The 21,573-nt window shown below is 32.2% G+C and carries 24 protein-coding genes, 1 other RNA gene and 1 pseudogene; 15 read left to right on the forward strand and 11 right to left on the reverse strand.

Annotation, left to right across the window (positions count from 1 at the left end; translation table 11 throughout):
* Window positions 1-114: 114 nt before the first annotated feature.
* On the reverse strand, window positions 115-363 hold the full coding sequence (locus tag BG20_RS10525; protein WP_010195037.1) for a hypothetical protein: 249 nt from the start codon (window positions 361-363) through the stop codon (window positions 115-117).
* Between the two features lie 72 nt (window positions 364-435).
* On the opposite strand from BG20_RS10525, the gene dinB reads away from it, so the two are divergent.
* A complete protein-coding gene (gene dinB, locus BG20_RS10530) occupies window positions 436-1,530 on the forward strand; it encodes a DNA polymerase IV (RefSeq protein ID WP_010195039.1) in 1,095 nt (364 codons plus the stop codon).
* On the opposite strand, the gene artG is transcribed toward dinB, so the two are convergent.
* Window positions 1,517-2,464 (reverse strand): thaumarchaeosortase, encoded by a 948-nt coding sequence (artG, locus tag BG20_RS10535; protein WP_010195041.1) that lies wholly within the window; start codon window positions 2,462-2,464, stop codon window positions 1,517-1,519. The genes dinB and artG overlap by 14 nt on opposite strands.
* Before the next feature lie 283 nt (window positions 2,465-2,747).
* Complete coding sequence (locus BG20_RS10540) at window positions 2,748-3,905, reverse strand: Nre family DNA repair protein (protein WP_010195044.1); 1,158 nt, start codon at window positions 3,903-3,905, stop codon at window positions 2,748-2,750.
* A 69-nt stretch (window positions 3,906-3,974) separates the two neighbouring features.
* Between BG20_RS10540 and BG20_RS10545 the strand changes: the two genes are divergently transcribed.
* Window positions 3,975-4,925 carry a cobalamin-binding protein gene (locus BG20_RS10545; RefSeq protein ID WP_010195046.1) on the forward strand — a complete coding sequence of 317 codons (951 nt, stop codon included), beginning with the start codon at window positions 3,975-3,977 and terminating at the stop codon, window positions 4,923-4,925.
* A gap of 585 nt (window positions 4,926-5,510) precedes the next feature.
* Here the strand turns inward: BG20_RS10545 and BG20_RS10550 are convergent.
* Both BG20_RS10550 and BG20_RS10555 read right to left on the reverse strand, forming a co-directional pair.
* Complete coding sequence (locus BG20_RS10550) at window positions 5,511-5,987, reverse strand: hypothetical protein (RefSeq protein WP_048097241.1); 477 nt, start codon at window positions 5,985-5,987, stop codon at window positions 5,511-5,513.
* A gap of 486 nt (window positions 5,988-6,473) precedes the next feature.
* Window positions 6,474-6,839, reverse strand: a complete 366-nt coding sequence (locus tag BG20_RS10555) for a C2H2-type zinc finger protein (RefSeq protein ID WP_010195051.1) — start codon at window positions 6,837-6,839, stop codon at window positions 6,474-6,476.
* Between the two features lie 82 nt (window positions 6,840-6,921).
* Here BG20_RS10555 and BG20_RS10560 point away from each other — a divergent pair, with 82 nt between their 5' ends.
* Genes BG20_RS10560 through BG20_RS10570 form a run of 3 tightly spaced genes read left to right on the forward strand, consistent with a single transcriptional unit; the run spans window position 6,922 to window position 9,034 of the window.
* Window positions 6,922-7,308 (forward strand): hypothetical protein, encoded by a 387-nt coding sequence (locus tag BG20_RS10560; RefSeq protein WP_010195054.1) that lies wholly within the window; start codon window positions 6,922-6,924, stop codon window positions 7,306-7,308.
* A gap of 24 nt (window positions 7,309-7,332) precedes the next feature.
* Window positions 7,333-8,229: an NAD(P)-dependent oxidoreductase gene (locus BG20_RS10565; protein WP_010195056.1), complete on the forward strand. Its 897-nt coding sequence runs from the start codon at window positions 7,333-7,335 to the stop codon at window positions 8,227-8,229.
* Window positions 8,230-8,272: 43 nt separating this feature from the next.
* Window positions 8,273-9,034 (forward strand): SDR family NAD(P)-dependent oxidoreductase, encoded by a 762-nt coding sequence (locus BG20_RS10570; RefSeq protein WP_010195059.1) that lies wholly within the window; start codon window positions 8,273-8,275, stop codon window positions 9,032-9,034.
* Here BG20_RS10570 and BG20_RS10575 read toward each other — a convergent pair.
* Window positions 9,023-9,604 (reverse strand): endonuclease dU, encoded by a 582-nt coding sequence (locus BG20_RS10575; protein WP_010195060.1) that lies wholly within the window; start codon window positions 9,602-9,604, stop codon window positions 9,023-9,025. The two genes, BG20_RS10570 and BG20_RS10575, sit on opposite strands and share 12 nt — an antisense overlap.
* A gap of 218 nt (window positions 9,605-9,822) precedes the next feature.
* On the opposite strand from BG20_RS10575, the gene BG20_RS10580 reads away from it, so the two are divergent.
* Window positions 9,823-10,032 carry a hypothetical protein gene (locus BG20_RS10580; RefSeq protein WP_007401345.1) on the forward strand — a complete coding sequence of 70 codons (210 nt, stop codon included), beginning with the start codon at window positions 9,823-9,825 and terminating at the stop codon, window positions 10,030-10,032.
* Between the two features lie 62 nt (window positions 10,033-10,094).
* Window positions 10,095-11,312 (forward strand): NAD(P)/FAD-dependent oxidoreductase, encoded by a 1,218-nt coding sequence (locus BG20_RS10585; protein ID WP_010195064.1) that lies wholly within the window; start codon window positions 10,095-10,097, stop codon window positions 11,310-11,312.
* A gap of 126 nt (window positions 11,313-11,438) precedes the next feature.
* Here BG20_RS10585 and BG20_RS12035 read toward each other — a convergent pair whose 3' ends face one another.
* Complete coding sequence (locus BG20_RS12035; protein ID WP_010195067.1) at window positions 11,439-11,642, reverse strand: hypothetical protein; 204 nt, start codon at window positions 11,640-11,642, stop codon at window positions 11,439-11,441.
* A gap of 111 nt (window positions 11,643-11,753) precedes the next feature.
* On the opposite strand from BG20_RS12035, the gene BG20_RS10590 reads away from it, so the two are divergent.
* Window positions 11,754-12,395, forward strand: coding sequence for a class I SAM-dependent methyltransferase (locus BG20_RS10590; RefSeq protein WP_010195069.1), 642 nt, complete (start codon window positions 11,754-11,756; stop codon window positions 12,393-12,395).
* A gap of 21 nt (window positions 12,396-12,416) precedes the next feature.
* Window positions 12,417-12,695, forward strand: an RNA gene (gene rnpB, locus BG20_RS11740) — RNase P RNA component.
* 19 nt (window positions 12,696-12,714) lie between these two features.
* On the opposite strand, the gene BG20_RS10595 is transcribed toward rnpB, so the two are convergent.
* Window positions 12,715-14,073 carry a hypothetical protein gene (locus BG20_RS10595; protein WP_048097242.1) on the reverse strand — a complete coding sequence of 453 codons (1,359 nt, stop codon included), beginning with the start codon at window positions 14,071-14,073 and terminating at the stop codon, window positions 12,715-12,717.
* Between the two features lie 116 nt (window positions 14,074-14,189).
* Between BG20_RS10595 and cofD the strand changes: the two genes are divergently transcribed.
* The 3 genes from cofD (at window position 14,190) to BG20_RS10610 (ending at window position 16,778) form a co-directional block, all read left to right on the forward strand.
* Window positions 14,190-15,110 (forward strand): 2-phospho-L-lactate transferase, encoded by a 921-nt coding sequence (gene cofD / locus BG20_RS10600; protein ID WP_007401339.1) that lies wholly within the window; start codon window positions 14,190-14,192, stop codon window positions 15,108-15,110.
* 1 nt (window position 15,111) lies between these two features.
* Window positions 15,112-15,750, forward strand: a complete 639-nt coding sequence (gene cofC / locus BG20_RS10605; protein ID WP_010195078.1) for a 2-phospho-L-lactate guanylyltransferase — start codon at window positions 15,112-15,114, stop codon at window positions 15,748-15,750.
* 119 nt (window positions 15,751-15,869) lie between these two features.
* A complete protein-coding gene (locus BG20_RS10610; protein WP_010195081.1) occupies window positions 15,870-16,778 on the forward strand; it encodes a transcription initiation factor IIB in 909 nt (302 codons plus the stop codon).
* A 38-nt stretch (window positions 16,779-16,816) separates the two neighbouring features.
* On the opposite strand, the gene BG20_RS10615 is transcribed toward BG20_RS10610, so the two are convergent.
* Together BG20_RS10615 and yciH are read right to left on the reverse strand one after the other, a co-directional pair.
* Window positions 16,817-17,734: a CPBP family intramembrane glutamic endopeptidase gene (locus BG20_RS10615; RefSeq protein ID WP_338032812.1), complete on the reverse strand. Its 918-nt coding sequence runs from the start codon at window positions 17,732-17,734 to the stop codon at window positions 16,817-16,819.
* Between the two features lie 82 nt (window positions 17,735-17,816).
* Window positions 17,817-18,125, reverse strand: a complete 309-nt coding sequence (gene yciH / locus BG20_RS10620; protein WP_007401336.1) for a stress response translation initiation inhibitor YciH — start codon at window positions 18,123-18,125, stop codon at window positions 17,817-17,819.
* Between the two features lie 101 nt (window positions 18,126-18,226).
* Here yciH and BG20_RS10625 point away from each other — a divergent pair, with 101 nt between their 5' ends.
* The 3 genes and pseudogenes from BG20_RS10625 (at window position 18,227) to BG20_RS10635 (ending at window position 20,700) form a co-directional block, all read left to right on the forward strand.
* Window positions 18,227-18,571, forward strand: coding sequence for an Sjogren's syndrome/scleroderma autoantigen 1 family protein (locus tag BG20_RS10625; RefSeq protein ID WP_010195087.1), 345 nt, complete (start codon window positions 18,227-18,229; stop codon window positions 18,569-18,571).
* 219 nt (window positions 18,572-18,790) lie between these two features.
* On the forward strand, window positions 18,791-18,958 hold the full coding sequence (locus BG20_RS10630) for a preprotein translocase subunit Sec61beta (RefSeq protein ID WP_193353049.1): 168 nt from the start codon (window positions 18,791-18,793) through the stop codon (window positions 18,956-18,958).
* Between the two features lie 6 nt (window positions 18,959-18,964).
* Window positions 18,965-20,700: pseudogene (locus BG20_RS10635) on the forward strand (DUF2070 family protein).
* Window positions 20,701-20,924: 224 nt separating this feature from the next.
* Here the strand turns inward: BG20_RS10635 and BG20_RS10640 are convergent.
* Window positions 20,925-21,542 carry a hypothetical protein gene (locus BG20_RS10640; protein WP_007401332.1) on the reverse strand — a complete coding sequence of 206 codons (618 nt, stop codon included), beginning with the start codon at window positions 21,540-21,542 and terminating at the stop codon, window positions 20,925-20,927.
* Between the last annotated feature and the right edge of the window lie 31 nt (window positions 21,543-21,573).

Raw genomic sequence — 21,573 nt, forward strand, 5'->3', positions numbered from 1 at the left:
ATTCAGGAGAAACATGAGATTCTTGAAATTCAGAGAGGATATCTTCTGCGTCTTTGGATTTAGTGTCGCTCAATTCATTATTCCTTTAACACAAAAATCTTCTTTGGCTTTTATTTAATTTTTGATATCTTCACGCTCAATGTATTTTTCAAAGATTTGTTCAACTTCGTCATCACTTTTACTGTTTTTTACTTGATTTACCAAATCAGTATCTTCAATTTCATAGCAGTTTAGGAAATCTTGTGAATCTTTGAATAGCAAAATAACTTTGTCTTTAAACACATGGTGATAGAGTTTTTCTTTTTCCATCAATTCAGGCTTTATGTTAAGACCATTATCATCAGAAGAAACAGGGTAAGTCATACCATCATTAGAAATATTCGATATTTAGGTGAATACACAATATAGTAATAATCAAACAGACAAATCAAGGCAATGGGAGCTAGAGTAGTTTTCCACATAGATTTTGATTATTTTTTTGCACAGTGTGAAGAATTACGAAACCCAGATCTAAAATCAAAACCAGTTTGTGTTTGTGTTTATTCAGACAGAGGAGGAGATAGTGGAGCAATTGCAACTGCAAACTATATTGCTAGAAAATTTGGAGTTAAATCAGGCATACCAATTAGCTTTGCAAAAAAAAGATTAGAAGATAGAAAAGATGCGGTTTTTCTTCCAGTAGACTTTGATTATTACTTGGAGATATCGGAAAATGCAATGAGTGTCATAAAGGAAAGTGCAGATATTTTTGAATATGTTGGAAAAGACGAGGCATACTTAGATGTAAGTAATAGAGTAGAAGGTGATTTTAATAAAGCAAGTCATTTGGCTCAGCAAATTAAAAATGCAGTTAGAGATAAAGTTAAACTTAGTTGTTCTATAGGAGTATCAACAAATAAACTGATTGCAAAAATTGCATCTGATTTTAAAAAACCAGATGGATTAACTGTTGTATCACCAGAAAAAATTGAAGAATTTTTAGGACAGTTAAAAATTAGAGCAATTCCAGGTATCGGTAAAAAGACAGAGGATAGATTTACACAAATGAATTTTGAAATAATCGATGATTTAAAAAAATTAGACGTATTTACATTGAATAAAGAATTTGGGAGAAAACATGGTACTTACATATTCAATGCAGCGAGAGGAATTGATACTGAACCAGTAAAAGAAAGAGATCCAAGTGTGCAGTATAGTAAAATCACTACATTGAAAAAAGATTCAAAAGATTTTGATTTCTTAGCAGAAAACATCAATCAATTATGTGTAGAATTACATGAAGTTGTTAAAAAAAATAACAGGATGTTCAAATCAATAGGAATTCAGTTTATACAGTCAGATTTAACAAACAAAACTAAATCAAGAATGCTAAAAAATCCCACAGCAAACCTAGAAGAATTACAAAAAAATGCAAATCAATTGTTAAAAGAAGCATTGGAAGATCAAAAAAATACTATTAGGAGATTAGGAGTTAAAGTTTCAGAACTGTCAGAACTTCGCGGTCAAAGTGACATTACTAGCTACTTTTAGGAGTAGATTTACCTTGAGACTCTAATTTTTTTAGTCGCTTTGTTTCAATTAAGATTACAATTAATAAAAATGCAAATAGCCAAGGCAGAAACATAATCTCACCAGCTACAGAATGGAATTCCTCCCATTGTTTTACATCAGTTGTAACTTTAAGAGCATACCACGATAATGAAAAAATTCTAATCATGTTAATTCCAATTGTACCTGCAATTCCAATCCCAAAATAGATAGATTTTCTCTTTCTTGGAATATTCATTTTTAAAAGAAATGCACCCATTACTAAAGAGTAGATAATAATACTGTGAACGCCTGCGGATGGCCAAAATACTTGAAGAACCATCGGTCCAAAATCACCTCTTAAGAACATTATATTATCACGCGCCGTAGCAGTACCAAGATCTAATACATTGATCAGCCAAACATTTGTTTGAACTAGATACGGTACAACATATTGTAAAGGTCCAAGTGTATCGTATGGAAAGAAGGCGTCCAAAGATAAAATGATGGCACTACCAGCAAGGAAGATCGGACCAGCTGGTGCAATTCTAATCCATCGCTTACCAAAAAATATACTCAGTGCAACAACTACAAAAATAGCCATAACTATAAAGTCCCACATCCAAGTCCATGAGTAGATGAGCTGAACATTATATTGCTCAGCAGACGCCAAAAGATAATCGCGTAATCCATATTCTAATCCTGCAATGTAAACAATTACTGCAGCAGCAAGAGGGATTACAGCCAATAATCTCTTTTTAGAAATAATAATTTTTAGACCAATTAATTCTGCAACAACAAACACTAATGCAAAAAGAAATCCACCTCTTCCTTGATTCCAACTTAGACTAAAGCTGTCAGGAAAGGCAATTAGTGCAAAAAGAATTGGACTAGAAATAATCCCAATACCAAATAGCAAATTTCTATTTTGCAACATATTTGGATTGAAATGTGGTCAATAAATAGATCAAGGTCTCATGATATTTTCAATAAAGATTTCTCGGACAATTAAGATGCTCATAGTATGGATCAGATAATTTATCTTTGACCAAAAAAACAACAATTGCATAATTTCCAGTTCTAGGTATGACTTTACGACATTTCATGCAAATCGGTCTATCCATGAGCAGATTTGAGAGTAAAAGATACATTAGAAACAGGGTGTAATAATCAAAAATTACCTGCAAAACAAAATCAAAATATATTCTAGAGGTATGTAATTAGAAAAAATCAGCAATAGTTTTCTGACGAATTAATTTCATCATATTTCCTTTTGAAAGCCATTCGTGTTTAGCAATACTCATCTTCTTTGATGCCAAAGTTAGTGCGTCATCAAAGTTATCGCCAATTAAAGGAGTCTTCATCATTGCAGATCTAATTCCTTCCCTTACCTGCCAAACACCTACAGGTATTGCATATTCAGGTCTAATTTCTCTTAGAATTATCACACCTGACTGAATTTTATTTTTTGCCAGATATTCAGAAACTCCTAATTTTGCAGCAAAATATGCACCTGCTATTTGAGGAGGGTGATCAATTCCACGTGCATCTTCAAAATCAGAACCAAATCCTAAAACACCATTAGAATACCAAGCTTCAATCATTTCATAAATCCATCTATGTGGAAATAAAATTACAGAAAACAAGTTTCCAAGATGTTCATATGTGAAAACTTTGTATGTATCAATCAAAGAATAATTTAAAATTTCTTTAGTAAGCGATTTTGAGATGATGTCATCCGTTGCAGTTATACTCCATTTTGTAGGAACTAGTTTTCGTTTTTGTCCAAGCATTCCAATGCTAAAACATTTTTGAATTTTTGAAATATTAATTCCAGAATTATAGAGATGTAAAACAGCATCAGAGGCATTTAGATCCTTGTCATAGAAAATTTTTTCGATAGATTTTGTAGTTGATGTATTATAAAATTTTGCGGATTTAAGTTCTCCAATTGGACCAAACGGTGCACTTTCTCCATCAAGAAAAACATTAGGAGTTGTGTTCTTGGTGAATTCTAAATCTGACTCGGTAGGTTTAGAAGACATTGTTATTTCTTGCAAATTTTCTATGTAACGGCCTTCTGTTTGATGGATTGAAACTTTTTGGATTCCACGAATTAGATTCAATCTAAAATTAACAATATCTTCAAGAGATTTACCAGTCCATCTTTCTGGATTATCTAGTAAGCTTGTATCACCATGTATGGGCGGAACCATTGGTCCAACGAAAACTTTTGGATAATTGTATGAACCTACGAATACAGATGGAGGGCTAGAGCCACTAATCGAATCAGATGAAAACAAATTACCATACTTTGATAAATTTTCATGCCATTTTGCTAAAATTGCTTTTCGGATATCTTGAGAATTGGCAGACACTGTAATTTGTGCCTAAAATGTTCCTATTAAGTTGCCTAATGTGTAAAATTGACAATAACTTAACGCATAATGTTTAAAGAAGAATTCTTAAGATTTACCATGTCAGTCAAAAGAATAGTATCTCTTTTGCCTAGCGCTACAGAATTATTATACGAGTTAGGTGTAGAAGATTTGCTTTATGGTGTAACACATGAATGCAAATATCCAGAAGATGCAAAAACAAAACCACGTGTGATCAAATCTGTTATTGATTCAGATTCATTATCCAGTAAAGAAATAGATACAAAAACTTGTCAGTTATTAAGTGAAGGGAAAGAAATTTTTACATTAAATGAAAAAAATATGATAGAGGCAAACCCAGATCTCATAATATCTCAAGATACATGTGAGGCATGCGCTGCACATAACAATCACGTTACTCAAGCAATTAAGATCTTACCAAAAAAACCAACAGTGTATTCCATGGATCCACATAATTTACAAGAAATTGTAGAGACAGTAAACAATATTGGAAAAATTATAACACGAGAAGACAAAGCAAAAGAAATTACAGAATTTCTGAATAAAAGAATCAATGTAATTAGAGATACAAAGTTTAAAGTTAATCCAAAAGTTCTTGCAATAGAATGGATTGAACCATTTTTTACAGCAGGTCATTGGATTCCAGAAATGATCATGTATGCAGGAGGAGAGAATATGATAAGCAAAGTTGGAGAGTATTCAAGAAAATTAACTATGGATGAGATAAAAAAATCAGATCCAGATATTATCATCCTTATGCCGTGTGGATTTGATACATTTCGAACAATCTCAGAATATAACAAAATATTGAAAGATAACGAAGAATGGAAGCATCTAAGGGCTACAAAATCTAACAATATTTTTGCAGTAGATGCAAATTCATATTTTTCCAAACCAAGCATAGGAGCAATCACAGGATTAGAAATACTCGCAAAAATTATTCAGGCAGAAAATTTTTCAAATCTCAAAGTTCCTAAAAACTCATTTGTACGTATTTGATGAATTGTTATTCCTCAGTAAGATCAACATTATCATGATCAGGTTTTCTTCTACCCGGTCTAATTGGAATATACATGATCGTCATAAAGTTAATGTATTTTCGTATAAGATAGAGGTCAAGGTTTTAAAAATTTGTTCTTTTAGTGTAAATTGATACAAAAATCATGACTAAGATCAGATCAAATTACAATTAGATGTTTTTTATTAAAGATATAATCAAAACAAGATAAGTACACAAATCACAGTTATTTTTCTATTCGTATTTTACACATTAAGCTTAAATCCAAATTTTGTAATGATAAAAAATGAAGAACATATTTGGTTCAATATTTGGTGTCATTTATGATGCCATATCTTCAATATTTAGCTAAAATACATCTAAAAAGTATGAAAATTTGAAACATATGAAAAGTAGATTAGATCAAAGTTCATTGTGTAAGATAATAAGTGTCAAGTGCAATCATTAGAGTTAAAATTGCAAAAGGAACAAAAAAACTTAGACCGATTTTAACATACATCATGTTTTTAATTAATTCATGTGAATATTAACCAATCAATCAGGATTACTGAAAGTGTTCAATTAGATCATTTTACAATATTGCATTCAATTTTTAGTGATTTGATTGTAGTGAAATATGTAAAAACTAACAAGATAATTGCCCCAATCCTAATAGGAAGTTCAAAATTTGTTAGAAATGAAAAGGCAGTTGCACCTACAGAACCAAATGTAGAGATAGCTGCAAATCCAATAGGACCACAACTACAAGCTCCAGCAATAGAACCTACAAATGAACTAAAAAGACTTCCACTAATTTTTCCTTTAGATTTTTTTAGAATATTTATTCTGTAAATATTCATAGGAATTATCAAAGCAGACAATGCAGAAAGAAGTATAATCAATATAAATCCAAATTCGGTTCCTTGCTGAACATGTGCAATAATGTATGGCTCTAAGAAAATATGTTGAGAAACAATCAACAAACCAATTAACATCAATGTGAATATAGTTAATGATAAAAGTAGATACAAAAAATTTGAATAAACTAGTTTTATGTAGAACATTCTAAATTATAATTACCTATACTTATTTAAAAATGGAATACAATAGCAGAAAGTTGAGTGTGGTTAAATCTTTCAATAAATTATGAACATACCTATAAGAATTAATAAAAAGATGAAAAATCAAATTATAAAAGATAAAAAATCAGATGAGTTTTTAAGAGTTATTCCATATTATGAGGGGATTTTTTCTTGAATAGATTTACAAATTTGGAAATAGCGATATCAATAGGACATATTTCACAAAGTACTGTAGAAGAATGCTTAATCAAATGTTTTTCAAATGACTTTCTAGAATCAAATATCATATCACATCTAGTGCAGTAAACTTTGCTAACATTGTTTTTATGAGATTTATCCACGTGTATTTTGTATAATCTGAACTTATAAAGATCCTGCTAAAAATCATCAATTGAAAAAAACCCAGAATGGCAGTCCCTTATTTATGAAAAATAATAGATGTGAAAGACTAATCAGTAGTAATTTTGATTACAAGTAATGGATTTTCATATGATTTTGTAGTTCAACTTCATAACTTGTAACAAATCCACAATGCGTACATGAAAAAAATCCAGTGGACATTGTAGGATTTCTTTCAATTACTTTACCCGTAACGGATTTAATCGATATGACGTTATTGTTTGAGATCACAGCAAAATTTCTTGATTCTCCTATGGAGTCTAGAAATTCTTTGATAGCAGTTATGACCATATTTTTATCAATTGCATCATCATTTAGTGAAGACAGCATGAATTCATTAATCTTCAAAGTTGGAATTGCAGCCACTTGATCAGAGACATAAACAACTAACTCACTTTTAATCGATAATACATCCCTACAATCAATTGTTATCATGGAATTCTTCATGTAAAACAATATTTTAGTTTAACAGATATTGAAAATGATTATTATGGTTTAAAATAATCATTTTTCTTAGATGGGAGATTCAGAAACATTTGGAATAGAAAAAGGATATGGTGAAGAAGTGATATCGTGGTTAAATGAACAATCCAAAAAACAGGGCTGGAAGTTGGAGGCACGGTTGTATGGCTATACAATATCTACAAAAAATTTTGGGGAGTTTGAAATGTTTTCATGGATTGGGGACGTACAAATTGCAAGAAAATTGATCAATAAGGCAAGTAAAAGGTTTAAAATAAAAGTAATAGAGGGAGGATACAAACCTAAAGAAAAGATATTTCGATTAAAAAAATTTGATTATGCAAAAGTTAGAAAAGATGAAAAAACTATTGGTCAATTAGAATTTGAAGCAACAAGATTTGGAAACAGTCATTGGGAGATAATAAATGAAGAACGAAGATAGGAAATACAACTGTGTGAATTACAAATGACAAAAGTCGGAATTATTGGAGCAGGGATGCTTGGAAATGCAGTGGGAATTCATTTATTGGAATCAGGTTTTGATTTGATTGTTTTCAATAGAACAAAAGAAAAAACTAACGAATTAAAAAACAAGGGTGCAAAAATTGCAGATTCCCCAAAAATAGTTGCAGAAAATTCTGAATTAGTAATAACAATAGTAAAAGATGCAGAGGCCGTAAAACAAATATCATTTGGAAAAAATGGCATCATAGAAGGATATCATGAAGGGTTAGTAGTTGCAGATATGAGCACCATAAATCCAATTGAATCAAAAAATATTTCAAAAAAATTCTTAGAATTTAACATAATAAAAATAGACATACCTGTCATGGGAGGACCAAATGTAGCAAAGACAGGAGAGTTAGTATTAATGGCATCAGGTGATGAAAAAACATTCAATAAATTCAAAAATGTTTTTGAAAAAATTGCAAACAAGACTTTTTTCTTGGGAGAGGCAGGTACGGCACATCTAGTCAAACTTTCAATGAATCTTCAAATTACAATGTTGGCATTGTCTCTGTCAGAAGGAATTACATTAGCAAGAAATGCAAATGTCGATCCTAAGATATTCTTAGATATTTTGAATTCAACATATTTTAAAACAGGAATGAGTGAAAATAAAGCATACAAGATGATTCAGGATGAATTTAGTCCTACTTTTACGTTAGCGAATTTGAAAAAAGATATCAGCATAATAACAGATACAGCCGATTCCTTAGGGATCAAATTACCAATGATCAAAAAGGCAGAAGAAGTGTTCACTGAGGCAGTAAAACAGGGGTTTGGAGAAATAGATTACACAGGGATTTTGGCATATATCAAAAAAATAAATGATTTACAAGATCACAAGAATCATGACTAGAATTTACCAAAAATTCTATAAGTTACATCAATAAAATTACAATATGCGATTAAAGGACAAAGTAGCAATAATCACGGGTGCGTCAAGTGACATAGGCAAAGGAGTTGCAAAAAGATTCGTAGAGGAGGGGGCACAAGTCATCTTAATTGCAAGAAATCTAGAAGGATTAGAAAAAGCAAGAAAAGAGATAGGTAATGAAAAATCAACTGCTTCAATGTCATGTGATTTAACCGATGAATCACAAGTAATTCAAACAATTAATCAAATTATGAATACATATGGAAAAATAGATATTTTAATTAACAATGCAGGAGCAATTAATGATCCAGTTCATTTTCATGAAATGAGTGATTCTGAAATTAAAAAATTAATTGATATCAATTTGTTTGGAGTATTCCATATTACAAAGGCAGTGCTAAACAAAATGTCAGAGACCAAAAATGGATCTATTGTAAATATAGGTTCAATCTCAAGTGAAAGAGCAATACCAAGAGTACATTTGGCTGCATATTCTGCAACAAAAGCTGCAATTACAATGTTTACAAAATCAATTGCAGTTGAATATGCAAGAAGACATATCAGATGTAATTGTGTTAATCCTGGAATCATAAATTCAGGAATGATTAAACCATATCTAGATGATCCACAAGCAAGAAAAGTTTTAGAAGAAAGATTACCTTTGGCAAGAATAGGAGAGCCATCAGATGTTGCAAATGCAGTATTATTCTTAGCATCAGATGAAGCAAATTGGATCACAGGTGCCATCTTAAATGTCGATGGTGGAAAAACAGCTTCAGAAGGATAACTCTTTTCGAAACAATGCATTTGCAATTAATTGTGAAATTCTAACTGGTTCAGGTACAGAACCATGTAATGTCAAATCATTTAAGAGATGATGTACGTCAGATAGCATACATCCCTCATATCGAACAAAAAGATTATGATTAGTATGCAAAGTAATCGTTTCTCGTTTCCCTAATTTTTTGTATTCATTAATTTTAGTTTCAAATGATTTTGGAAAATGTTGTTTGAGAGCATTTTCAATTCCTTGAGATTCATGATATGCAATTCCAATAACAGGTATTTTCAATGAAGAAAATAATTTTTTAATATCAATGATATTATACATTGAAACAATTAATCCTGAAAGAAGTAGATAATTAATATCAGAACGATTTAGATCATAATACATTTGAAGAATTTGCTCAGTGGCATCATTGCCTTTCAAAGTGGCACTTCCAAAAACAACCCCATCAATTACAAAATCTTTTCTCATAACTAATCCAGTTAAAATGGATTTTTCTGAATTTTGTTTAAAACTCTCAGCAATAGCTAGACAACGTAAACCTTTTTTTTCAAGATGGAGAGAGTTCATTTTTCTTCTTCCTATTATAAGATCTATAACTTAGACCAGTGACACCCATTATTCCCAAAGTAAGTAGAGACCAGAATGCGAAAGAAACAATATCAGATTCGGTCATAAAAATAATAGATAAATTAAACATCTAAAGTTTCGGTTTAGAAAGTAAGGCAAATTAAATAAATTTCAGTTTTTTCTGAAACATCTAAATAGATTTGATGTAAAGCACATTCATGCCTGAATTTACATGCCCAGATTGTGGTAAAAGATTATTTCATGAAAATGAAGTCACTTTAAAGATAGAAGAGACAATTCATGGTAAATTTTGTAGAAAAAAGGTAGGAGAAACCCAAAGTTTTATGCACAGAGATCTGGGCCATATGAGTACATTTGATCCAGAAAGAGAAAATGATGGGACGGGAAATCCTATTTTAAAAAAATAATTACATCATCAAACCAAAAATTATACCTCAAAATTATATTCTAGGATTACAAAGTAAGGAGGTTGTCATTAGAGTACAATTATGACTTGGTAGTAGTAGGAGGAGGGCCAGCAGGTTCTTCAGTAGCATATGAGGCAGCTAAAAACGGAATTAAAGTTGCACTTTTAGAAAAAGAAGAAACGATTGCATATTCAGTTAGAACAAGTGGAGTGACATGGATAGAGAGTATCAAAGAATTTGGAATTCCCGATGACTGTTATAATCCAATTAAAAATTATTCATTTTGCTCCCCAAATAATGAAGTAACAATTACAGATACAATTCCACATGCTGCAGTGTTAGATGTGAGAAAAACATATCGATGGTTAGCACAACAAGCAGAAAAACATGGCGCAGACATCTTTCTTAAAACAAACATCAAAGATGTGATAAAAAACAAAGATGGTGATATAGCAGGAGTTAGTGGAACAAGCAAAGAGGGTGAAGTAATATTTCATTCCAAAGTTGTTATCGATGCAAGTGGTTTTTCTTCAGTAGTATCCAAATCCATGGGATTCGTTACACAGTGGGAGAGGTTTGGAGCAGGTGCAGAATACGAAGTAAAGGCTGAAAATGTTGATGAAGAAACATGGTGGCTCATGGTTGGTCAAAAATATTCTCCAGCAGGTTATGCATGGATTTTTCCAGTTGGAAATAACATAGTAAGAATCGGAGTAGGAGTAGGAAAACCAGAGTCGGCAGTAGATCCTACAGAGAGGTTAAAAGAGTTGATAGATTCAAAGACAGGTCCAATTAGCAAACTAGGAAAAATTACCCCAATTGAATTTCACTATGGACTGATACCAAACGACGGATTGACAAGAAAAACAGTTTATAATAATTTAATTCTGGTAGGAGATTCTGCAGGACAAGCCAATCCACTAGTACTAGAAGGAATTAGATATGCAATAAAATTTGGAAGAATTGCAGGTAAAATTGCATCGGAGGCAATAAAATTTGGAAAAACAGATGAAGATGCATTGTACGCATATGAGGAAAATTGGAAAAAAGACATTCAAGCAAAAATCAAATCTGCAGGAAAGGTTCAAGATAGATGGATTGGATTATCAGATGAAGAATGGGATAAAGAATTAGATATCATAAAAGAATTAACACCTGAAGAGTTTCTAGATTTTATCAAAGCAGATTTTGGATTATCCAATATGATTAAACTGGCAGCACATCATCCTAAATTAGCAGTAAGACAATTATTTAATCTAGTAAAAAGTAAAAGTAAGTAATTACTTTACAATGAAAAAATCATTGACCACTGCTATGATTTCTTACTTCAGAGATAAAATATGAAATTCATATTACTTAAAACTTAGGCATGAGTAATACGTAAGATTTGTCTGATTTGTAAGGCATTAAGCCATAGCATCTAAAAACGAATTATTTGATTGAAGCATCTCATTTTTTGCAAGAATTCTGTAAGTACAAAAACTATGGAATTGTTCAGTAGTTCTATTCCCACAAGAGATACAAATCATTTTAATGGTTTTATTGCATTGAGTACATTTGCAATAATCAATTAGCATTCCCCCACATTTTCGGCATGACTCATCTGGCAATTTATTTTCAAAGACTTTTTCAATAATTTGGATTTAAGTAAAACGTAGAAGTCATTCATATCAAAGCTCAGTGAAATCAAGATTATAAAGGAATACGGATACATCATACCAATGGATACTGTAAGTCAAATTTTTGATAAATGGGCCAAAAATGGCAGAGATGAGTTAATGGAAAAAGAACATTGGAAAAATGTAATAAAATTTCTAAAAACAGTTTCATTTGATAAACCATTTTCATTTCTAGATGTCGGTTGTGGAAATGGATGGGTGGTAAGAAAGATCTCAGAAAGCAATCACTGTAAAAAGGCGATAGGCATAGACAAAAGTAAAAATATGATCTTACAAGCAAACACAAAGAAAAAAAACAAGACTGAAAAATATATCAATACAGACATCGAATCATTGAATGATAAGGTAAAGTTTGATTTTGTTTTTTCAATGGAATCACTTTATTACGTAGATTCGATTGATGTTGCACTTAAAAAAATATACAAATTATTAAAACCAGGGGGGAAATTTTTTTGTGGTACGGATTTTTATTCAGATAATAAAGCGACTATAAAATGGTCTAACATGATGAAAGTGCAAATGCATTTACTTTCAAAAAAAGAATGGGTAGAAAAATTCAAGAATACAGGATTTGAGGTTAAAACAAAACACATCAAAGATTTAAAAAACAAGAAAAAATGGAAACGTGAATTTGGAACACTGTTTATCACAGGTGAGAAAGCAGAAAGACAATCTTCAAATTAAATCAAAATACAACCATTATGTGTGAGCTGGAGCACGACACGCTGCTACGGCAGAGGAAACTCCTCCCTCCATACAGGAAATGTGATCCGGAGATGGATAATCAGAGATGATTGGCAACGGAGCAGAAAAGAATCTAACCTGGCGCACGATGATGGCAAAACCTGAGATTTCCAGAGAAGGAATGAAAAAGACGTCCCACATGGAGCAAAGCCAAACAGAACTTTAGGATCCTGTACCAAGTTCAGGTAGGCTGCAAAGCGTAATATCGTGAAAACAGAAGGAGGGTTACTCCCAGCACACATAATTTTTTAAAATATTATTAACTCATGGAGTTTGCTTGTTCTCTGCATAGATCAGCACTGCATTTGCATGTTGCATCACATAAACATGAACCATGCATTACACAATCACATTCTGTACCAATTTCAGCAGATGCTGCACAACCACATGCAGCCTCTTCCTCAGAGCTAGAGACAGCTGGAGGTGGACTCTGTTGATGTTCTTCATAGACACTTCTAGTTTGTTCATACTCAGTGCCATCTGCAAGATATGCCTCTCCTCTGTTAGTTTGATAACCACCAGAAGATGCACTTGTTTGGTAACTAACTAATCTGCTTGGATCAATTCCTTGTTGTCCTTCTTTTTGATTCTTTAATGCTCTGTTACTGAAAATGAAAAATGCAACACCACCAATTGCAGCCATTCCTGCCATACCATAAACAATAGTTACTGGAAAATCACCAGTAGAAGTTGTAGTGTATCCAGATGGAGGTGTCGGAGTAAGTCCTGCAATTTCCAATCCATCAAGTATATCCAATGCACCAAATCCTATTGCAGCGATGTTTCCTTGATCTGCTGACTGGACACTTCTAACTTGATATGTTTTATCTGCAACTACTTCAGCAGAAAAAGTTCTTTCTACCTGTCTACCTTCTCTCAGACTACTTTCGCCCATGGTCCAACTAGACACAACAAATCCAGAGATGGCTTTGTTTAATCCAAATGTTCCAGCGTCCACATTGATACCAGTTGGATCAAATAAGAAATGCCAGTTAGTCATTGGTTGTTCTAAAATAAAATCAGCATTCATTAGAGGTTTAGATAAAATTGAATCAGCCTGAGTTCCTGCAAGAACAGAATAAGCTTCAGGTTCTTGGAGTTTTAAAGCAGATATTGGGAAATTAATTTCAACATCATCAATTACAACAGGATCATTGGTGCCAATTGCTCTCCAACCCAAATCAACTAGGGTACGGACTTGATCTTTAGTGATTACATAATCAGTTAAAGTACCCTTTATAGTAATTTTATAATCGATAGAAGTGTTGAGATTTCTACCTTTGAGATGAATATCATAAGTAACATTTAGATCAGAAATTTTTGCGTGACTTCCATCATTTTGGATTTTCTGATTTAGGCTAGCAATTAATTTTTGGACTCCTGGATTTGTAGCGTCAGCAGTTCCAGATAGGGTCCATTCTTTTTGATGTAGTTCATCAAACAATTTTCCACCATTTGGATATTCAATGAAAATAGTTTTCTGATAATGGTATGAAAATGGCGAAGCATCACTGTTAGGATTAATTCTAGCATCGACCTGAGCTGCCCAAACTGAAGAACTTGAGCCAACTACAAACATAGCAGCAATCAAAACTGCTAAAAATACAGTCTTAGACACGAATAAAATCGTTAGTTAATTAGTAATAAACTTATCCTCAAAGATTAGATCGGGAAATTCTGAAAAAGTAATATGGAGTGACAGCAATTGGATTTACAGTTTTAGGAGAAAATGGAATGATAACAGTACTAGCAGGCGGGACAGGTTCGGTAAAACTAGTCAGAGGATTAGTAGCTCAGGAATCTAAAGTCAACGTAATCAGTAACGTTGGAGATAATTATTGGCTTTATGGATTATACGTATGTCCAGATATTGACACAATCGTATACGGTCTTGCTGATTTGCTTGATCAAGAAAGAGGATGGGGAATCAAAAAAGATACTTTCAATTTTCTGAGACAGATGGAAGTGTTTGGCGAAGAAACATGGTTTAGAGTTGGAGACAGAGATGCCGCAACTCACCTAATAAGAACAAACATGTTAAAAAACGGTAAAAATTTGAGTGATATTACAAAATGGATGTGTGAAAAATTTGCAGTTAGTGCAAACATCATTCCAGTTACTGATAACAGTATTGAAACAAGAATTACTACAGACAAGGGAGAGTTACATCTTCAAGAATATTGGGTAAAACATAGAGGAAGAGATCCTGTAGAAGGAATTCAATATATTGGAGCTGACAAAGCTCGTCCAAATCCAGAAGCTGTTAATGCAATTCATGATGCAGATATGGTAATTTTGGCACCAGGAAATCCATTGACATCGATTGGACCAATGTTGCAAATTAAAGGAATCAGAAAAGAATTATCTAAAATAAAAAAGAAAGTTGTTGCAGTAAGTCCACTCATTGGCGATAAAGCAGTTAGCGGACCCGCAGCAAAATATATGGAAGCTGCAGGAATTGAAACAAATGCATATGGTCTTGCAAAAATGTATTCAGATGTTTGTTCAAATATTGTGATTGATACAAAAGACAGATTGCTTGTTAAAAAAATCCAGAGTTTAGACATGAAAGTGTTCGAGACAAAAATTACCATGAACAATAAACTAGCTGAAGACGCATTAGCCAATTTTATTTTAAAACAAATACACGTATAATTTGAAAATTGCAGCAATTATTCCTGTAAAGACGTTCTCTCTAGCAAAAACTCGCCTAAATTTATCATCACATCAAAAAGAAGAGTTATGTAAAATTATGTTAGAAGAAATAGTATACACATTATCAATTTCACCACAAATTGAAAAAATAATAATCGTAACAAAAGAAGAAAAAGCAATTGAAATTGGAAAAAAATACAAAGTCATTATAATTCCAGATGATGAAGAAAAAAGTGTCAATCACGCAGTTGCATTAGCAGATAAATATCTTTTAGAAAATCAATTTGATGCATCAATTGTTTTTCCACAAGATATTCCATTTATCAAAACTCAAGATATTGATTTTATGTTAACCTACAAAACACCACCAAATTTTGCCATAGTTGTTCCATCCAGAAGATTTGATGGAACAAATGCCCTAGTAAGAATGCCAATAAATTTAATGATTACACATTATGATGAAGACAGTTACAAAATTCACATGAATACTGCAAAAGAGCATACAAGAAATGTAGCACTTGTTTTTGCAAAAAGAATAATGTGGGATGTAGACAACATGGAAGATTTGAAATTCTTACTTGATCAAAACGAGAAACCAGAAATTGCGGAAAAAATTAGAAACATTCTAGATGTAAAATAAGAATTTAAGAAATTATTTTCAATAATCATAATAATTTAGACACAGATCACCATCAAGTTTATAAGAAATGAATTAGCAATGGTTAAATATCATCATAAAAAGTTTTGAAAGGAAAAAAAATGGTTAAAAATGTAAATCCGAAAGACAGATGCCCAAGATGCGGACAGGGGACGTTAGTAACAGATGCAACCACTGCTGAAAATTTCTGTGGAAAATGTGGCTTTGTAATTACTGAGAAAGTAGACGAATCAGGTCCTGAATGGAGATCATTTTCAAATGAAGGTGAAAACAAAAGCAGAGCAGGAGTACCAACATCATTAGCAATGCACGATATGGGTTTGGCAACTGTAATCAATCCTCAAAACAGAGATGCAACCGGAAAACCATTAACATCTGCCATGAAAAGCACCATTGAAAGATTAAGAACATGGGATAGTAGAAGTCAAGTTCATGAGCCAGTTGATAGAAACTTTAGACAGGCATTTAGTGAATTAGACAGATTAAAAGACAAATTAGCCGTAGGAGATGCAGTAATTGAAAAAGCAGCTTACATTTATCGTAAAGCACTTGAAAAGGGTTTGGTGAGAGGGCGGTCAATTTCAGCATTAATTGCATCTGCACTCTATGCAGCATGTAGAGACACAGAAACACCTAGAACATTGAAAGATATTGGTCAGGCAAGTAACATTAAGCGCAAAGACATTGCAAGATGTTATCGTCTATTGCTAAGAGAATTGAATTTGAAAATGCCAGTAGTAGATCCTGTTAAGTGTATTTCAAGAATTGCAAGTAAAGCAGGATTATCTGAAAAAACAAAAAGAGCCGCCACTAAAATTTTACAAACAGCTGAGGAACAAAAAATATCTGCAGGTAAGGACCCAATGGGATTAGCAGCAGCTGCACTTTATGTAGCATGTGTTACAAATGGAGAAAGTAAAACTCAAAGAGACGTTGCAGAAGCAGCAGGGGTTACAGAAGTAACAATAAGGAATAGATACAAGGGATTAAAGTTAGCACTAAATCTCTAAACAATCTAAAAACAAGATATATCCATTTTAAAATAATATCACTCTATCTTTAATTTTCTCTCTTTTTTTGAATTAAAATAAGATACAAGCAATACAGAAATTGAAAATATTCCAGAGATGAAGAATAATAATTCCATAGTATTTATCATAGGTTGTAAAAAGGCCTCTTCAATAGTTATTTGATTAATTTGAGATATAAAATTGGCATATGAAAAAATAAAATAATTTGTTGCCCAATGAACAAGAATTGCAGCAATCAAACCAAATCTAAAATAGAGCCATCCAAGAATAATCCCACTTACTGATGCTTGTAACAATTTTCCTTCACTCCATGGTTCACCAGTGATAATATGAGAAATTCCAAAAAAAACTCCAACTAAAACAATTAGAAGTAGCGGCTTTTTAGAATCATAGATATGTAAATTACGGTTTGGGCTCCAAAGTGATTTTAGAAAATGTGAAAATGATAATTTGTGTGAATAAAATACAAACAGTGGCAAACCAATTAAGATTACTCTAAATCCAAATTCTTCTACAATAGGAGATAAACTAACATACAAAAATTGAGTCAGATCATTATCCACATGGGGTGGAACTGTAACAATTCCAAATCCTTGTTGCACAGAATCAATAATTATTGAAACCAAAATTAAAATCGAAAACCATTTTGTAATGACAAACATATAGTTAGATTTTGTGTCTGATTTGGAATTACTAAGATTGGAAGACAGTGTTTTTAAAAATCCATTATTAGGTCCAAATAAGGCTATGGCAAATAAAACAGCATAAATCGACCACAATACAATAAAAAGATCCCCAACCTCAACATGAAATGGAATGGCAAATCCAAGTTCCTTAAAGAGTTCAAGATTGCTTAAAGGGTATTGAAAATTAACATCATTTCCAATATTAGTATCAAAAACAACAAACACACCAAACGGAAAGGACAATAACATCATAGCAAAAATGATTGAAAGAAGTGCAAGATGTGGAATTCGAATAAGCTGAAGAATTTTATCTAAAATTTGCAAAGTCTATCTAATGAAGTTCAATGCTAGATTCAGGAAATCCTAGATGAATCAAAGTATCTTTTATTGTATCCCTGTGATCTCCTTGAAGAAAGATGTAACCTTCTTTAGCAGTACCGCCACAGGCATACTTGTTTTTCAATTCTTTGGCTACAGTCTCTAAATTATTTAATTTAGGATCCAATCCTTCTATCATGGTTCCTTTTTTCTTGAATCGTCTAGTCTCTAAACGAATTATAATTTTTGTACTGTCTTTAGCAAGTTCGCCGCAAGCACATAGATCCTCAGGTAGTCCACAAGTATTACAAATAACCGCCATTTGTTCTAAATTAATTTAATTTTACGCACTATTAAGCCTTGTTTGAGGCACAGACAAATACAAACAATTGTATTTTTTAAAGAGAAATTCTGACTAAGAATATGTCAAAAGAGATTACAAAAAAAGCAGCTGATATGTTATTGAGTGGAGGGACATTACTTAGCGAACCATGTCCGTATTGCTCTGGAGTAAGAGTGATGAAAAAAGGGCATGCATTATGTATCAATTGTGGCAGGGAGCCTGAAAAAAAAGACATACCGATCACTAAAGAACACAATTCTAAACAAACAGGACTAGAAACTACACTAGAAAAAAAATTATCAGAATTATCCAAAGAGTTAGAGCAAGAAACCAATCATGAAAAACAACAAGAAATCCTAAGATCAATCAACTCTATAATGGAGACTATAGAGAAAATAAAAAATAAACAAGAAAACCCCAAATAAAACAACAACCTTCACTAAGTCTTAATTTAATAAATTCCAGAGCAAATATTCTTATCTAATATCAAAAATGTTTTAATTTCTAATCGTACCTTTTTAGAAACAGGTCTATAGATCAATGAAGGACTAATTGGGCATAAAAACAGATGTTTTTAGAAATTTTTCCAAAAATTATCAAAGAATAAAGTATTTATGTCAAAATTCCAGCTTTGTAAAACAGCAATGAGCAGCAAAAAGAAAGGAGCCCCACTACCTGCATCAAGTGGAGGTTTAATGAGATTCTTTGAGGATGAAACCAAAGGATTCAAAGTGGATCCAAAAATAGTGGTATCAGTCCCAATTAGCTTAATTGTTGTTTCATGGTTAATTGACATATTTTTAGTTAAATGATAAAACATGGAAAAAGCAGATGATGTTTCAAACATACATAACAGGTTTTCCCTTACACTAATCAATCCCGCATCACATTATTTTTCACTAGTAGGTTCATTGATAATTGCTGCAGTGATAACAGCGACTGTCCATTTTGGGTATCATGAGTTAGATAACATTTGGTTTAGAATTCCAATAGTAATTGGAGTATTGGCACTATCTCAAATAATTGACAAACAGTTTACAAGAAAAAAAGAATATTCTAAATCACTACACGCATCACTTTTTGGAAATATGTTATGGATTGCAGTTTTATTAATGGGATTACTTGCGAGTTGGGTACTAGTAAAAGAAGCGTCATTATTTTTTGTAACATATGGAATGTTTCTTTTTGCTAGTTTTAGAATAGGAATTTTTACTACAACATTAGGGGCAAGTATTAAAAAGGCATGGGCCATTTGTATGGTACAACCACTTGCAATGTTTTTAGCCATAATTCCATACGACATGTGGAGTTCAGTGTTAACTGATCCATGGCAATTGGATTTGGAACAGTGTTTTTGATAATTGCCAGTGTATGGTCAGTGTTAACAGATAGAGCTGGAAGACCAGGGATGGAAAGCACACATAGAACAATTCAAGCATATTTGGCATCACAAGGAAATGATTTTTCAGAAGCTGAAGAAATCATCGAACAGCGTTCATATAAAACAAAAGTATCTACGTCTCAAATTAGACTCTATTCATCAAACAGTAATTCAGAATTCAGAATGGTATTACCAGAAATTCATCCAGGACCATATCATCCAGTTGGGGGAAGCAATATCCCATACCTAATGTACAAAAATTTTGATTCTTCAGCGATGATAATGCATAGTATTTCTGATCATTCACTGAATTTACCATCTAAAAACGAAGTTGAAAATTATTTAAAAAATTTAGACAAAAGTGTTGTCAAAGAAGAAGGTTTAGTATGTACAGAACCTGTCACGGTTCAAATAAACAAAGCCAGAGTAACAGGTTTACTTTTTGGAAAAAATCCATTATTGTTTCTTTCATTATCACCACATGGAATGGAGGATATCCCAGATTATATGAAAACAGAGATTGAACAATATGCTAAAAACAGAAACTATGTCAGAACATTAATTGTAGACTGTCATAATGCAATGGGAGAAGAGATATCCAAAGAAGATGGAGAAGATATGTTAAAAGCAGCAAAGTCTTGTTTGGATTCTTTAATTACAAAAGAAAGTTATCCAATAGAGTTTGGGTATGCAAATTCCGACAACATGGATGTATGGACAGAAGATTTAGCAATGGGAGGACTTGGAATAGTATGTTTAAAAATAAACAACAAGAAATTCTTTTTGGGATGGGCAGATGCAAACAACATGGAAAATGGAATAAGAGAAAAAATTGTCGAGAATTTTGCCAAATTAGGACACACTTTATTGGAAATTTGTACTTCAGACACCCATTTTGCTCCAGTTAAAGCAAGAAACAGAAATGGGTACTACCAGTTAGGACTTATCACAAGCGCTGAAAAATTATCAAAATGGTTTTTAGAAATTGCATACCATGCAGAATCAAAGATGACAGCTGCAAAATTTGAGATTTTAGAAAATGAGACAGATGTAAAAGTAATGGGTCGAGGAATATACGAGGATTATTCAAAAGCTTTAGACAATTCTTTAAAAATAACTAAAGGATTCATGATTGGTAGTGTAATATTATTCATAATCACACTATTTCTCTAGATTCCTTTTTGTTAAAGATGATTTGAGCCTATTGTAGTTGACATCCTTCACATTTTTTCATGCTTCGTTCAGATCGTGTCTCTAATTCTTGATGACAATCCATACAGATTATTCGATTTCTCATAATGTCAATTCTAACTAAATTCATTTTAATGATTTTATTTACTAAATGTCAACTATTACTTTACTTGAAATTGACACTGGAATCATAAAATCAATAAGAATTATTTTGAACCTAACGTATTCATTTGATCAAGATTACCGTAGAACTCATCTACAAATGATGAAAATTGAAAGATTGGGACTATAGGTACACGATCTATGAAATCTATCTTATCATGATATAGAGTCACAATTACTGGGACAGCTATTGCCCCAGGAGTTTTTAAAATGTAATGTTTAGTACGGGCTATCTGTTTTTTTACAGCGGTGGATAAGGCTGAAGAGTTGTATCGTTTCCAATGTTTACAGTCAATTAACATTGCCACTCCCAATCTAATTCCAATTACATCAATTTCCATTCTTGGCTTTGTAAGAATTAGATTTTTTATAATAGCAAAATTTTTAGAGAGTAAAATTTCTGCAACTAATCCCTCAAAATCTTTCCAATCAAGGATAATTGAGATTTCATCTAGAGGGCCACCATTTTTTATGAGTTCAATTGCAGCTCGGAGTTTATCACCATCATGAAAATAATATTTATTTTCAGACTTTGTTCCAATCCCATTTTTAACATATTCATCAAGAATTTTTTGTGACTCCATATTGCTTGAATTTGTGATAGCAGTAAAATCATCCACAGAAACACCCCCTGGAATTATTCCCTTTAATCCAAATAGCATAGTCCGATTAAATCTCAAAGTATTTTTCAAA

The organism is Candidatus Nitrosarchaeum limnium BG20 (assembly GCF_000241145.1).
Lineage (GTDB): Archaea > Thermoproteota > Nitrososphaeria > Nitrososphaerales > Nitrosopumilaceae > Nitrosarchaeum > Nitrosarchaeum limnae.

What these genes read in the sequence shown, in the direction of transcription:
- BG20_RS10525 (WP_010195037.1), bottom strand. Translation starts at nt 363, where the DNA reads ATGACTTACCCTGTTTCTTCTGATGATAATGGTCTTAACATAAAGCCT.
- dinB (WP_010195039.1), top strand. Translation starts at nt 436, where the DNA reads ATGGGAGCTAGAGTAGTTTTCCACATAGATTTTGATTATTTTTTTGCA.
- artG (WP_010195041.1), bottom strand. Translation starts at nt 2,464, where the DNA reads ATGTTGCAAAATAGAAATTTGCTATTTGGTATTGGGATTATTTCTAGT.
- BG20_RS10545 (WP_010195046.1), top strand. Translation starts at nt 3,975, where the DNA reads ATGTTTAAAGAAGAATTCTTAAGATTTACCATGTCAGTCAAAAGAATA.
- BG20_RS10550 (WP_048097241.1), bottom strand. Translation starts at nt 5,987, where the DNA reads ATGTTCTACATAAAACTAGTTTATTCAAATTTTTTGTATCTACTTTTA.
- BG20_RS10555 (WP_010195051.1), bottom strand. Translation starts at nt 6,839, where the DNA reads ATGATAACAATTGATTGTAGGGATGTATTATCGATTAAAAGTGAGTTA.
- BG20_RS10560 (WP_010195054.1), top strand. Translation starts at nt 6,922, where the DNA reads ATGGGAGATTCAGAAACATTTGGAATAGAAAAAGGATATGGTGAAGAA.
- BG20_RS10565 (WP_010195056.1), top strand. Translation starts at nt 7,333, where the DNA reads ATGACAAAAGTCGGAATTATTGGAGCAGGGATGCTTGGAAATGCAGTG.
- BG20_RS10570 (WP_010195059.1), top strand. Translation starts at nt 8,273, where the DNA reads ATGCGATTAAAGGACAAAGTAGCAATAATCACGGGTGCGTCAAGTGAC.
- BG20_RS10575 (WP_010195060.1), bottom strand. Translation starts at nt 9,604, where the DNA reads ATGAACTCTCTCCATCTTGAAAAAAAAGGTTTACGTTGTCTAGCTATT.
- BG20_RS10580 (WP_007401345.1), top strand. Translation starts at nt 9,823, where the DNA reads ATGCCTGAATTTACATGCCCAGATTGTGGTAAAAGATTATTTCATGAA.
- BG20_RS10590 (WP_010195069.1), top strand. Translation starts at nt 11,754, where the DNA reads ATGGATACTGTAAGTCAAATTTTTGATAAATGGGCCAAAAATGGCAGA.
- cofD (WP_007401339.1), top strand. Translation starts at nt 14,190, where the DNA reads ATGATAACAGTACTAGCAGGCGGGACAGGTTCGGTAAAACTAGTCAGA.
- BG20_RS10610 (WP_010195081.1), top strand. Translation starts at nt 15,870, where the DNA reads ATGGTTAAAAATGTAAATCCGAAAGACAGATGCCCAAGATGCGGACAG.
- BG20_RS10615 (WP_338032812.1), bottom strand. Translation starts at nt 17,734, where the DNA reads ATGTTATTGTCCTTTCCGTTTGGTGTGTTTGTTGTTTTTGATACTAAT.
- yciH (WP_007401336.1), bottom strand. Translation starts at nt 18,125, where the DNA reads ATGGCGGTTATTTGTAATACTTGTGGACTACCTGAGGATCTATGTGCT.
- BG20_RS10625 (WP_010195087.1), top strand. Translation starts at nt 18,227, where the DNA reads ATGTCAAAAGAGATTACAAAAAAAGCAGCTGATATGTTATTGAGTGGA.
- BG20_RS10630 (WP_193353049.1), top strand. Translation starts at nt 18,791, where the DNA reads ATGAGCAGCAAAAAGAAAGGAGCCCCACTACCTGCATCAAGTGGAGGT.
- BG20_RS10640 (WP_007401332.1), bottom strand. Translation starts at nt 21,542, where the DNA reads ATGCTATTTGGATTAAAGGGAATAATTCCAGGGGGTGTTTCTGTGGAT.